This is a genomic window from Parabacteroides sp. CT06 (assembly GCF_002257605.1).
Taxonomy (GTDB): Bacteria; Bacteroidota; Bacteroidia; order Bacteroidales; family Tannerellaceae; genus Parabacteroides; species Parabacteroides distasonis.
Window position 1 is genome coordinate 1,870,344 of record NZ_CP022754.1, and the last position, 13,926, is coordinate 1,884,269.

Consider the following 13,926-nt stretch of genomic DNA (forward strand, 5'->3'; position numbering starts at 1 on the left):
TTATGAATCTGGGAAAATGAAACTTGCGAACTTGCAAACTTGCGGTCGGTTCCATACCTCACACACATACATGTACATTATAAAGGGGATTGGGGTGTCTGGCGTTGTTTGGCCGTGAATATATATTCACCCCGTGCGTTCTTTTGGATCACGCCCTTTTCCAGCATACGCCGTAAGTGAGAATCTAGGGTATCGGTACCCATGCCGATCCTCTTTGCCTCATGAAGCGCCTCTTGGCGGTTGAAGGCGAGGGGGAGGGCATCGAATAGCGCCTCTTGAGGAGTAGGTTCCCGTTGTTGCACGTCGGTAGCGGGCAGGATAGACAGGATATGGCAAGCGTGCCGGTAAAGAGGCTCGGTGAGGTTGAGCACGGCCTCGAAATCAGCCTCTGTCGCTGTCAGGTCCAGTTTCGGTACGATACCGTCTCGGACATTCTCTTCCGGTATGTCATCGGAAGGGGAGAGACCGGGGCATTTGAAAATGGAGAATTGAGAATTGAAAATTGTTTTGTGTGGCGGGAGGAGTTTTTCCGTGGCTCGTAGCAGGGCCACCACGCTTAGGATTCGGCAGATGTTGATGGCGATACGTGCCACGGTGCTTCTCATGGCTCCCCCATGCGTGAAACCCGCATGGCCGAAAAGTTGTGCGAAACGTTCGTTGAAACGGATTTTTTGCTCTTCGGACAGCTTGAGCTGAATGAGATTCACGGAAGCGCCGAGCCACTCGATGAACGTCTTCCACTGTTTGCCCCATCCGGTGAACCGGGAATCATAATCCTCATCGGACAGGTCGAACTGGTTTACCCATTCGGTGATGGAGGGCATATAGTAAAACATCTGGCGTGAGAACAATCCGTTCTCGGCCGAGGGAATGAGCGGTTTCACCTGTGCCGGTGTCCCGCTTAACAAGACACTGAGAAAAGATTTCATACATTCCAGATACTCATGATTCATACGCCGGTTAAAGGCTAGTCGGTCATGATCGTAGCATTTGCGCAAGGTATCGCTCCAATGGCCGTAATCCGTGCCGATAGCAGTGCTGACGGTATCCGCCTCAGTCTCGCAGATCAGCCCCACGCCGTCCGCCTCTATCAGATTCTCCAATACGCCCGTTCCGGAATTATCGCCGGCGATCAGGAACATCTTAGGCCTTGGCTCTTCCGGCTCAGGGGTTTTCGCCCGCTCCTTGCCTAGGGAACCCCAGCGTGCCTTCTCCAGCCGGTATTCCTTGCGTAGGGATTTGAATTCCTCCATCATTGCCTCGTGGATCGGTTCGGCTAGGTGGCGTACCCAAGTGAGCGCCCCCTTTCCCGAGGCGGGAGGCGCCACGATGAAGGTTTGCAGGCAGGGATAATGGTATTTACGTCCGTAGAGTATGCGCAAGTGCTTGTTGAGGGTAGCGCCTAGTACGGTGACGGCACCTAGCAGCAGGATATCCCGTTGCGCCGGGGAGTCACCGCAGTCGATGAGCTGGTTCAAGAAAGGGGGCCAATCATAGTTTCCGAAGACGGGCATATTAATGTACGCCTCATGTGCGCAGGTGTGTGTGAGAGGATGAGAGGGCTGCAAGTTTGCAAGTTCGCAAGTTCCGGGTTGTTTCCCGGCGTAGCTCCGGGCGGTACCGGCCAGTTGCTTGTCGAGTTTCACGCCAGCGGTCTCTGCCCAGTGATAGACAGACCCGATTCCGTTTCGCCCGTTACCCCCTTTGAGGGCGTGGTCGAAGAGTCTGTCCGCCTCGTCGGACACATACTTTTCCGAGATACGGCAGATGCGATGGAACAACGACCGTCCCGCCTCGCCGCAATCGTTGGCGATAGCGAAGGCCAGCGGCATATACTCTTGATAGGTGGGAGCGACGTTCGCCCCCTGTTTCTCGATAGCGGCCACGAGCCGCTCTAAATCTTGAATAGTGTTCATGGTAATATATAATTTTCAATTTTCAATTCTCAATTGCCACGATTTCTCAGCTTGGCTGAAGAGTCGTGGCAGAGGAAGCAAGCCCTTGACAGGTCGGCGTTTGAGGTATCGGCTTTCAGTCCGTATCTCCACTCAAGGTATTCCCAAGCCGATCGTCGTGCCTCGTCGAAGGCCCACTCGATCGTGGCGGTAACGGACAAACGATAAGGCACGAAGAGCTTTACGCCTGTGTTACTGGGGCTGATGAAGGCGAGGTCGGGGCATAGCCGCTCGTCGGCGAACAGCGTGTCTCGCCACGTACAAGCCTCCTCGGGCGAGGCGAGATGATCGATATCGATAACCAGTTCACCCGAGGGAAAAAGCAACCGGTCCTCCTTTCGGTAGGAGAATACCCCGGCGGGCGTGACGTAGGGCAGGAGGCTTTGCTTCAACTGCTTGAAGCGTTTCTCGTCGTCCAGTGCGACACGTGTGCGGCTCGTCCGTTCCCGTAGCCATTCATTGGTGCTGATATAGGCATGCAATTGGATGATACTGACCACTCCGTTTGGCACTTGATTAGTAATCGGAGCGTTGTAAAAAGACATGATGGATTCTTCCATTGTGTTTGTTTTTTAATAAGGTTTAAACAATGATGATCCAAGGCTTTCGCTTCGGATCGCAGGTAAAGATATAGCCTTTGAATTTGTGGGTGGCGCACTCATGGGTGCGCCAATTTAAGAGTATTATAACCTATTTTAATGTTTCTTCAAGGTTTTAGCGTTTCACCATGGAGAGATTTCCCCCTTGAGACGTAATGATCGAACCGCAAAGCTCGGATCTGAACCCTTGGATTCGTGTGGCGTCCTTCGAGGTATACCTCATCTTGGATCGTTGGGGTCTGTCCTCCGTGCGAGACGCTTCCGTGTTCTTGGGTATCAGCCGCCACACACTGTCGAAGTTGAGTCCAAGCCATCCGGATGGCAGTCTGCGGCTGGAATCACTAGACCGTGTCTACGCCACCTTCCTCCACTTGGTGTCCTTCCATTTCCCGGAGAAGGAGCGTGAGCCCGAGCGAAATGAACTCCGATGTTCCCGCAGCCGGATACTGGAACAGAGTTATCCGCTATCGGGGAAGGTGCGGGAGAGGGTGGAGAAAGAGAGGGGAGATTTGTGATTGAGGGTTGACGGTTTGCCGGAAATGTGTTATATTTGTAGTATAAAATCATAAATTTTCACGGCTATGGAGCAACGACGATTATATCCGATAGGTATCCAGACATTCTCGAAATTACGGGAGGGTAATTATGTGTACGTGGACAAGACTGAGTTGGTGTACCGTATGACGCATGGAGCGTCGAGTTATATCTTCTTGAGCCGTCCTCGTCGCTTCGGTAAGTCCTTGCTGACCTCCACGCTCCGCAGCTATTTTGAGGGCCGGAAGGAGCTGTTCGAGGGCTTGGCTATCGAGAAATTGGAGAAGGAATGGACGAGTTATCCGGTGCTTCATTTCGATATGAGCCTCGGCAAGCACCTGGATCGGGAGGGCTTGGAACATTATTTGGGGCGTCGTTTGTCAGAGTGGGAGTCCGTTTATGGGCGTGATGAGAATGCGCTTATGGTGAATGACCGCTTGGAGAGTCTTATCAAACGTGCCTTCGAGCAGACCGGGCAAAAGGTGGTTGTCTTGATCGATGAGTACGACGCTCCTTTGCTGGATGTGGTGCATGAGGAGAAGAATCTGCCCGTGTTGCGCAACGTGATGCGCAATTTCTACAGCCCACTGAAGGCATGCGACCCCTACCTGCGTTTCGTCTTCCTGACCGGCATCACGAAATTTTCCCAGTTGAGTATCTTCAGCGAGCTGAATAATATCAAGAATATCAGTATGCTCCCCGAGTATGGATCGATCTGCGGTATCACGGAAGAGGAGATGCGAGAACAGATGGGTGAGGGCATCGACCGTTTGGCCGGCAACCTCGGCGTTACTCCGGAAGAGGCTTTGGAAGTCTTGAAACAGAATTACGACGGTTATCATTTCACGTGGCCGTCGCCCGATATATACAATCCGTTCGGTTTGTTGAACGCATTGGCCGATGGCCGGATCGACTCCTACTGGTTCGGTAGCGGTACGCCGACCTACTTGGTCGAGATGCTGCGTAAGTACCACGTGATCCCGCAAGAAATAGGTAATCGTAAATGTGTGGCGGCTGATTTTGACGCACCAACGGAACGGATGACGAGCATCACGCCATTACTTTATCAAAGCGGTTATATCACGATCAAGGGCTACTCGGCGTTTTCCGGTCTTTATAAGCTCGATATCCCGAATAAAGAGGTCCGGATCGGCTTGATGCGCAGCCTGTTGCCCAACTATGTGCAACGTCCTGCCGAGTTGAATACGATGGTGGCGGAAATGGCGGAGATGATCTACAACGGTGACATGGATGGTGCGTTGCGCTTGATGCGCACCTATCTCTCCACGATCCCCTATTGCGATAACACGCATTACGAAGGCCATTACCAGCAATTGCTCTATGTCATTTTCACGCTGATCGGTAATTATGTCGATGTGGAGGTCCGTACGCCGCAAGGCCGTGTGGACATGGTGCTCCGCACACCTTCCACGCTTTACGTGATCGAGCTGAAATTGGACCAAAGCGCCGAGGCTGCCATGGAGCAAATCAATTTGAAGGATTACCCCGAACGTTTCGCACTTTACGGCCTGCCAGTGGTGAAGGTGGGGATTAATTTCAGTACGGAGAAGAGGACGATCGAGGGGTGGAAGATCAATTGAAAACGCTAAAGGTGGATCACGTTATATGAAAGAGCCGCAGCTATAAAACGATAATACGAATAACCGATAAAATTTGAATATCTAAATATAGGTAGGTTCCAAATGGAACTCACTCTTATATTTGTATACCTACAGATTCACTTTACAAATCATGTCTTTACGAGAGAAACTGAGTAGGAATAAGACCGTACTGGCTAATTTTTCCTACTTGAGCATATTGCAAGTTTTTACGATCTTATTCCCATTATTGACTTATCCTTATTTATTACGGATCATAGGTTTGGATTTGTATGGAGTGATCGTATTCGCTCAAACGATTATAGCTTATGTATCATTGGTTATAAACTTTGGATTCAATATGTCCGGAGCGAAGAATGTAGCGGTTTATAAAGGGAATAAGGAGAGGCTATCTCGGATTGTATCATCCACTTATTTGTGTAAGTTTATCCTTTGGTTGATTTGTTTGATCGTATATTTTTCGGTTATAAGTATAGTCCCGTTTTTTAAGGATCATTATTGGGTCTATGCCCTTACTTTTTTATTGACATTTAATGAGCTTTTGTTACCTATTTGGTTCTTCCAAGGAATTGAGAAGATGAAATATATTGCGATCGTAAACTTGTCGGCCCGTTTGCTGTTCGTGGTCGCTATATTCTTGTTTATCCATAATCAGGAGGATTATTTGTTGGTGCCGCTCTTGAATGGTATTGGCACTATATTGGCAGGTAGCCTATCTTTATATATCGTATTAGGAAAAGAGAAGATAAGGTTGTCAATAATATCAATAAGAGATTTGAAATTAGCTTATAAGGAGAGTCTTCCATTGTTTGTTTCGGGTTTATCTACTCAAATCTACGTGAATATAAACAAATTAGTGATAGGTTCTATTCTTGGTATGTCAGAAGTATCTATCTATGATATGGCTGATAAGGTGATACAATGTTTGAAGCTCCCTATTTCAATGATGGCACAAGCAGTTTTCCCAAGGATAGCTCGTGAACGTAATATTAGATTTGTTAATCGTGTGATGTTTTTGGTCGCAGGAGCTGTGCTTTTGGCATATATATGTGTGTGTCTTTGTAGTGATTGGATTGTGTATCTTTTTATCGGGCAATATATGGAGGAGACTTCTGTTATTATACGATTACTGGGTATTTCTGTGATCTTAGTTTCCTTCAATAGTTTTATGGGAGGAAATCGCCTCGTTCCGTTTGGATATTCGGCTATTTATATGCGTGTGATGGTGAATAATTGCTTATTTTTTATGACAGGAATCACTTTGCTTTTACTTACACAACACGTAAATCTTTATACGATGACGGTGATGGTCGTTTCGGTAGAGTTTTTTTGCTTTGTAACGCTGATTTATAGGAATTGGTGCTTAGAGCTGTTGGGATTCAAAAAGAGAATATAAATGCTACTGTTTTTTATTAATTTAATTTTTTAATGTAATGATAAATTACTCAATAATTATTCCACATAAAAATATTCCTAATTTACTTCAACGTTGCTTGGATTCGATTCCCAATAGAGAGGATGTACAGATTATTGTAGTAGATGATAATAGTGATCCTAATATTGTAGATTTTGATAAGTTTCCTGGTTTAAATAGATCTAATGTTGAAGTTATTTTTACAAAAGAAGGAAAAGGTGCAGGATATGCCCGAAATACAGGTATAAAATATGTAAAAGGTAAATGGTTGCTATTCTCTGATGCAGATGATTATTTTTCTGAAAATGTAAATAGATTATTTGATGATTATGAGAATTCTGTAATGGACGTAATTTACATTCCATATAAAACGATAGATTTAATAACAGGAGAAGATTTAGAAGATGGGTTGTGTGTTACTAATCTAGAAGAAGACCTTTATAAGAAAAGAAGTGATACTTTAAGATATAGGTGCTATTCGCCATGGGCAAAAATGGTAAAAGTTAGTATGATAGAAAGGTATAGTATTAGATTTGAGGAAGTTGTCGCTTCAAATGATGTTTGGTTTAGTGTTAATGTTGGCTATGTAGCAAAAGAAATTGATATCTGCAACTATATTGTATATATAAGAAATGTAAGATATGGATCTCTTCAGTATTCTCTAAATAAGGAATATCTTTTATCAAGAATAAAGGTTGGATATAAAGTGAATGATTTTCTTTATGATATAAATAAAATAGAATATTATAATTATACATTATGGTTTGTTTTAGCTCTTATAAAGATCGATCTATTGTTATTTTTTAAGCAAATGATTATTTATATATATAAAACACATATTAATGTTCAATTAAGAAGTATATATCGATTCTTTAAAGAAGTTGTTTATAGGATAATACAATAAATATTTGTATGTATAAAATTATCTAAATATGAAAATAGTAATTGTTGGATCGAAATCGTTTGATTCTTTGGAATATAATTTGAATGAAACATTCAATCAACAGGGGCATTCGTGTTCGATTGTGGATATTTACTCTTCTTCTGTTAGTACTAATAAGTGGTTACGTACATTTGATACATTAGCCAGAAGATACTCGGAAACTTATGATCGGAGTGTGTTTAATAGGGTACTTGATAGTGTTCTTCGTCGTGATCCGGATCTGGTGATAGGGGTTTATCGGTTTATCCATCCGGAATTAGTACGTATAATAAAGCTTAATAGAATCCATATTATCCATATAAATCCAGATCAACTAACAACTCTTGAACGTCTGCAATTATTTGTAGAACCTTATGACCTCTATTTTACTAAAGATCCTTATATGATGAGATTCATGCGGGATAACATGAAGTTGAATGTTAGGTTGTATAATGAGGCATTTAATACACGTATCCATAAACGGCCTAAGCGAGATAAATTGACATGCGAACAGGAAGAGAATATAGATGTACTGGCGTTTGGTAATATGTACCCATATCGGACAAGAATGCTTGCTCTTATGAAAAAACGAGGAATACACTTGTCTTTGTTTGGGAATAAGGGTCCCTATTTCTCTTCTGATTTAGATGATTGTTTCCAAGGAAAATATATAGTAGGAAAGGAAAAGGCCCGGATATTGTATGGGGCTAAGATTGTATTTAATAATTTGCATTACGCAGAGATCGAATCTGTGAATAATAAGTTCTTTGAGATTAATGGATCTGGTGCTTTCCAACTGTGTGATTATCGTCCAATATTGAAAGATCTTCTACCGATAGATCCGGAACTTGTATCATTTAGGACAATTGATGATGCGGTGGAGAAGATTAACTACTATCTAGATCATCCGCAAGAGAGATATGACTTGTCTAACTTAATATACAATCATTTTGTGGAACATTATAGTTATGATAGTTTGGTTGAATATGTATTGAATGAGGCAGCTAAAATTTGACAAGTATGGCTGTCTATATATTTATGGTACTGTTCCTTTATAGTTGCTCTTGGCTCGATTTTAAGGCAAATCGTAAGATTGGATATATTTTATTTACATTCATTTTTTTCCTGTTTGTATTACATGATGGCCTTCGGTGGGAGACGGGAACGGATTGGGGAAACTATTATCGGTTCTTTTTAAATTGCTTATGGGATGAATGGGAACAGTTCGAGCCGGGATATGTTTTGTTTAATCAGCTGATAAGGGGACTTACGATAGATTATAACGTATTCTTGCTTTGTGAAGCGGTGATCGTGTGGGGATTAATCTTTCCCACTATAAGGAAATATTCGCCAGCTCCCTTACTTACTCTTTTTTGTCTTTATTGCACATTATTGCCCGTATTAGGGATGAATCGTCAATTGATCTCATTGGCTATCAGTATTTATAGTATTCGGTTTATATTGAACCGTCAATGGATTTTTTTTTATTTGTCTATATTATTGGCTTGCCCGTTTCATTTGTCTATATTGATATTTGCTGTCGCTTATTTTTTGAACAGCAAGTTGAAGACTAAATATTATGTTCTTTTACTGGTTGTTTGTATCGGACTATCTGTCTTTGATGTAATAGATAAATATTTTGGGGAGATAGTACCATATGTATCAGGGGATGATACACGATTGATGGGCTATACTGAAATAGAATCTACAGGCGTAAATGCTTCTTTTTTAGGAATAGCACGGAAATCACTTTGGTTGTTTCTTGCGTATCCTCTATTGAAGAAAGAACGAGAAGGGTTATTGTTGCTTTCCTTTAACCTTTACTTTTTATCTTTGCTTATTTATACAATATTCAATGGAACTGATTTTCAGATAATCGTGTCAAGAGGTACTAACTACTTCACAATATATGAGGTATTCATTGTCTCTTATGTGGTTTATGGTTATAAAGGTAAAGGTGTAAAAATAATAATGCTAATAATGATCTTTGTTTATTTTATTGGTATGCTTTATAAAGGTATTGATTATTACTCAGTCGGTCGCTATAATCCATTTATTCCCTATCAATTTTGTTTTTAATGAAAGATGTATTTTTTGTTTATAGAAAATCCGGTTTAAATTATAGTATAGAACATGTGTTCAATACTGTGGAAAGCGGATTGCGTAAGGAGAATGTCCTTGTTAAGAATATTTTCTTACCCTATGCGAGAGTTTGTGTTAGTAATTTATTGCGTAACATTCTTTATGTAAAAAGATTATGTAATAGCATTACTCATTTGACGGGAGATACGCATTATGCGATCCTTTTATGTAAGGGAAAGGTCGTATTAACCATTCATGATACGAGATTTCTTGATTTTGAACATGGGCTGAAAAAAATGATCTTTAAATGGCTTTGGTTTTATCTTCCCATGAGAAAGGCTTCGTACGTGACTTGCATATCAAATGAGGTGAGAGAGAAGCTTATTTCGTATTTTCCTCGTTTTAAAGATAAGATACATATCATATATAATCCATTAGATACAAATTATAACTATAAATTTAAACTATTTAATGAGGGTTGTCCGATTATTCTACATATAGGAACTGCTGAAAATAAAAATCTAGAACGATTGATACCTGCATTAAAAGGAATTAATTGTGAATTGCATATTGTGGGAAAATATAGAAAAGATATAGAGGATATGCTTCGTTTTTATTCTATTAGATATGTCTATAAGTGTGATTTGTCTAATCAAGAAATATTAGATGAATATATGAATTGTGACATAGTTTCTTTTCCTTCATTATATGAGGGCTTTGGAATGCCTATTATAGAAGGGCAAGCAGTCGGGAGAGTGGTGTTCACTTCTGATTTGGAACCTATGAAAGAAATAGCAGGTGATGCTGCTTTGTTGGTGGATCCATATAGTATAGAGAGTATAAGGAATGGAGTCATGAAACTTATTAAAAATCATCATTATCGTGATGATCTCATCAAGAGAGGACTTGAAAATATTGAGCGATTTAAATTACCTGTTATCGTGAAGTGCTATATGGATTTGTATACTAAACTAGAAAGAGAAAATTAAAAATGAGAATCCTTCATGTTATCCCTCAATTGTGGCGGGGAAATGGTGCCGCAAAGATCGTAAAAGATTTAGTAGATTATCAAATTACTCATGGTAACTTAGTGACGGTTGTTTCTTTGTCTATAATGTCTCCTTCTTACGAAAAGGATTTAAAGAAGTTGGGATGTGAGGTTATTTATTTAGAGAATAGAAGGTACTCTTTATATAATCCTAAATTCTTTTTTCAATTAAGAAAGATAATTAAAGAGTTTGATATTGTTCATGTGCATCTGTTTCCCGCTCTTTATTGGGTGGCATTAGCAAAGTATTTCTCTTCAGCTTCTTGTAAATTGGTATTGACAGAACATAGTACGTTTAACAATAGGCAGTCTTTTAAGATATTGAAGCCTATAGAGAGATTTATTTATTCTAAATATGATGCAATTGTTGCTATTTCAGAGGGAGTTTCTCTATTTTTTAAATCGTATCTAGGGAATAAGTATCAGTTTTTTGTGATTAACAATGGTGTTAATGTAAAAAATATTCGGCAATGTGAGATTATTGGCCGAGAACAATTGAATCTTTCCTCTCAAGCAAAATTGATAGTCCAAATAGGTCGGTTTTATCCACAAAAAGATCAAAAGACTCTTATAAAGGCTTTAGCTCTTTTACCAGATGATTTTTATGTTCTGTTTGTCGGAGATGGCCCCTTGTTAGATGAGTATCAAAAACTTGCTCAATATTACAATCTATCGAAACGAATTTTATTTTTGAGTGTAAGGGAGGATGCTATTTCTATCTTGAAGGCATCAGATATTGTTGTTATGTCATCCAATTTTGAAGGTTTTGGTTTAGCGGCAGTAGAAGGTATGGCTGCGGGAAAACCTGTTATCGCTTCGGATGTGGAAGGTCTGTCGAATATAGTAGAAGGTGCAGGACTTCTTTTTGAGCCTCATAATGAGAAAGATTTAGCGGCTAAAATAAGGCTGTTGATGGAAGATCAATTATTCTATAAAAGTGTTTCTGAAAAATGTAAACAACGGAGTGAAAAATATGATGTATCCGTTATGGGGAATCGTTACAATCAATTGTATCAATCCTTGTGTAGATGAATATTAATTCGTAATGAATATGAACGTATATGTAAATGAACAATTTCCTTATCTTGATTTCATGGATATCCGTCCGGGAGATCGGGTGGTATTGAAGCCAAATTTGGTGAAAGAGGGAAAAGAAACGGATAAAAATGAATGGAAATGTGTTGTTACATCTCCGGAGTTGATTCGGTATGTAGCGAATTATGTATGTGAGAAATTAGGAGGAAAGGGAGAAGTCTATATTTGTGACGCTCCTCAAACCGATTCCTCTTTTGAGCAGATTGATAAAAAATTAGGCTTAACAAAAATAGCTTCGGATTGTACCTCTAAGTATGGAGTGCCGGTACGAATAATTGATTTGCGGAATGAAGAGTGGACAAGTGAGAAAGGGATTATCACGCATAAAAAGAAATTGGCCGGTGACCCAAATGGAACAGTTCTTTTTAATTTAGAAAAGAACAGTTTGTTTTATGGGCATAAGGGAGAAGGTAATTATTTTGGAGCAGACTCCAATTATGAGGAGTTGAATAAACATCATCAGGGAACAATACAAGAGTATTTACTTTGCGCTACTCCTATTATGGCAGATGTGGTGATTTCTTTGCCGAAGATGAAAACACATAAAAAAACAGGTGTTACTTTAAGCATTAAGAATTTTGTGGGGATAACGGCTGATAAGAATTATTTGCCCCATCACACATGGGGATCTCCTAAACATGGAGGTGATGATTATCCTGATACATCATTTAAACGACAGTTCGAGACATGGGGATCCAAGTTCGTAAAAAGGATAATAATCAATATTCCATTTATAGGAATTAAGATGGCTCAAATACTTCGTGCAGAGGGGGAGAAGGTATTTGGCGCTACGCACAATACAATCCGGAGTGGGAACTGGTATGGGAATGATACCACTTGGCGAATGACGCTGGATTTGAATCGTTGTCTGATATATGGGAATCCGGATGGTACGTTTCGGAAAACAAAAAAACGTTATTATTCAGTTATAGATGGTGTTATTGCCATGGAAGGAGCTGGTCCGATGCAAGGAGATCCAAAGGAATGTGGTGTCTATATATCGGGAGAGGATCCCGCTAGTGTAGATACTGTGGCTACGACATTGATGGGTTTTGACTGGAGAAAATTACCTGTGGTATATGAGGCTTTCTCAAAGCATGAAATGCCTATATCTGAAATTGACCCACAAACTATAAATATAGTTAGTGATATTAAAGATTGGAGGGGTAGCTTGGATGAACTGAGAGAGAAGGAGCATTTTGATTTTGTTCCTTATTTTGGCTGGAAGGGGTATATCGAGTTACCTAATTATCAAAAGACAAATGACAAATGAACACTATATCTATTTACTCTTCCCTTCCTTATTGGCTTCAAAATATCGCAGTCTCTCTTCACGGCTACAAACTAAAGAGACAGCGTTTCAACGATGACTTTTATAAGATCTTGGATTTCTTGAACTCAACCCAGGGTTGGTCAAAAGAACAGATTCGTTCTTACAAAGAAGAACATATTTTTAAGATATTGGAACAGGCCTATAATCACTGTCCTTATTATCGAAAGAAATATGCTAATGCTGGTTTATCTCCTTCTGATTTTAAACAATTAGGAGACTTGCAAAAGTTCCCGATTCTGACGAAAGAGGAAATTCGAGAGAATTGGCTTGGCTTGGTTGCCAATAATATTCCTCAAAAAGATCTTATTCTATTTAATACTAGTGGCTCAACGGGAAAAGCGTTGGACTTCTATTGGACTAAATATAGTGCAGCCTATTATTGGGCGGTAGACCAAAGATATAAAAATAGATTTGGCTTTGATCTCGGAAAAGCTTGTATAAATTTCTCCGGTCGTCCTATTGTTCCTATTTCAACTTCGAGACCTCCCTTTTGGAGATATGATAGAGCCTTGAACCGTTATTTCATAAATATGCATCAGTTGAATGAACAGAAGATTCGGGATATCGTAAATTGGATTAATCTGAAACGTATAGAGATGTTCATAGGCTATCCATCTATTATGACCACATTTGCGAATGAGTTGATGAATGTGGGTATGGCTTTGGATTTTCCTCCTAAACACATATTCACGGGAGCTGAGAAATTGTATGAGAATCAGAAAAGTATTTTACAGACTGTTTTTAAAGATGTACAGATCCATGAGCTGTATAGTTTTTCTGAGCAAGCCGCTATCGCTACCCATTGTACCCACTCGGTTTATCACGAGGATTTCGAGATTGGTCATATGGAATTGGATCAAGCTGTTCCCGTAGAGAATGGGAGGCAGGGTGAGATTTTGGCTACCGGGTTCGCTAATCTTGGTATGCCTTTTATCCGTTATCAAAATGGGGATACGGCAGTGTTCTCCGACCGGGAATGTGGATGTGGATTACATAGCCAAATTATAGAAGATATTGTTGGTCGCAATGAAGACTATATAGTTACACCAGAGGGGCTTCACATTCAGCGTCTGGATTATATTTTCAAAGATACGTCAGAGGTGAAGGAGTGTCAAGTAGTCCAAAAAGTATTTGGTGAAATGATTTTACGTATTGTGAGAAGGAATTCCTATAGTGTGGCTACGGAGAAGAAATTGTTGGTAAATATATCTCAATGGATAAGCCCTACCATAAAGGTGAAATTTGAGTATGTGGATGAGATTCCCCGTACAAAAGCAGGGAAGTTTAAGGCAGTTGTCTCTGAATTGAAAAAATAATCATGTTGA

At 40.5% G+C, this 13,926-nt stretch carries 12 protein-coding genes; 10 read left to right on the top strand and 2 right to left on the bottom strand.

Annotated features, from left to right (window positions below; all coding sequences use genetic code 11):
* Positions 1 to 77: 77 nt before the first annotated feature.
* A complete protein-coding gene (locus tag CI960_RS08130; RefSeq protein ID WP_005857346.1) occupies positions 78 to 1,916 on the bottom strand; it encodes a DUF3987 domain-containing protein in 1,839 nt (612 codons plus the stop codon).
* 29 nt (positions 1,917 to 1,945) lie between these two features.
* Entirely contained in the window at positions 1,946 to 2,515 is a 570-nt protein-coding gene (locus CI960_RS08135) for a BT4734/BF3469 family protein (protein WP_005857345.1), read from the bottom strand.
* Between the two features lie 194 nt (positions 2,516 to 2,709).
* Here CI960_RS08135 and CI960_RS08140 point away from each other — a divergent pair, with 194 nt between their 5' ends.
* The 10 genes from CI960_RS08140 (at position 2,710) to CI960_RS08185 (ending at position 13,917) form a co-directional block, all read left to right on the top strand.
* On the top strand, positions 2,710 to 3,069 hold the full coding sequence (locus CI960_RS08140) for a hypothetical protein (RefSeq protein ID WP_005857344.1): 360 nt from the start codon (positions 2,710 to 2,712) through the stop codon (positions 3,067 to 3,069).
* 66 nt (positions 3,070 to 3,135) lie between these two features.
* Entirely contained in the window at positions 3,136 to 4,689 is a 1,554-nt protein-coding gene (locus CI960_RS08145) for an ATP-binding protein (RefSeq protein WP_005857343.1), read from the top strand.
* Between the two features lie 151 nt (positions 4,690 to 4,840).
* A complete protein-coding gene (locus CI960_RS08150) occupies positions 4,841 to 6,103 on the top strand; it encodes an oligosaccharide flippase family protein (protein WP_005857342.1) in 1,263 nt (420 codons plus the stop codon).
* A gap of 37 nt (positions 6,104 to 6,140) precedes the next feature.
* Positions 6,141 to 7,025: a glycosyltransferase family 2 protein gene (locus tag CI960_RS08155; RefSeq protein ID WP_005857341.1), complete on the top strand. Its 885-nt coding sequence runs from the start codon at positions 6,141 to 6,143 to the stop codon at positions 7,023 to 7,025.
* Between the two features lie 28 nt (positions 7,026 to 7,053).
* Positions 7,054 to 8,058: a glycosyltransferase gene (locus CI960_RS08160; protein WP_005857340.1), complete on the top strand. Its 1,005-nt coding sequence runs from the start codon at positions 7,054 to 7,056 to the stop codon at positions 8,056 to 8,058.
* A 5-nt stretch (positions 8,059 to 8,063) separates the two neighbouring features.
* Positions 8,064 to 9,122, top strand: a complete 1,059-nt coding sequence (locus CI960_RS08165) for an EpsG family protein (protein WP_094582319.1) — start codon at positions 8,064 to 8,066, stop codon at positions 9,120 to 9,122.
* The gene (locus CI960_RS08170) at positions 9,122 to 10,114 is read left to right on the top strand and encodes a glycosyltransferase family 1 protein (protein ID WP_005857338.1); all 993 of its coding nucleotides are present in this window, start codon (positions 9,122 to 9,124) and stop codon (positions 10,112 to 10,114) included. Before CI960_RS08165 ends, CI960_RS08170 begins: the two co-directional genes overlap by 1 nt.
* 2 nt (positions 10,115 to 10,116) lie before the next feature.
* A complete protein-coding gene (locus CI960_RS08175) occupies positions 10,117 to 11,205 on the top strand; it encodes a glycosyltransferase (protein ID WP_005857337.1) in 1,089 nt (362 codons plus the stop codon).
* Positions 11,206 to 11,218: 13 nt separating this feature from the next.
* Positions 11,219 to 12,541 (top strand): DUF362 domain-containing protein, encoded by a 1,323-nt coding sequence (locus CI960_RS08180; protein ID WP_008778388.1) that lies wholly within the window; start codon positions 11,219 to 11,221, stop codon positions 12,539 to 12,541.
* Complete coding sequence (locus CI960_RS08185) at positions 12,538 to 13,917, top strand: phenylacetate--CoA ligase family protein (RefSeq protein WP_005857335.1); 1,380 nt, start codon at positions 12,538 to 12,540, stop codon at positions 13,915 to 13,917. Before CI960_RS08180 ends, CI960_RS08185 begins: the two co-directional genes overlap by 4 nt.
* Positions 13,918 to 13,926 lie beyond the last annotated feature (9 nt).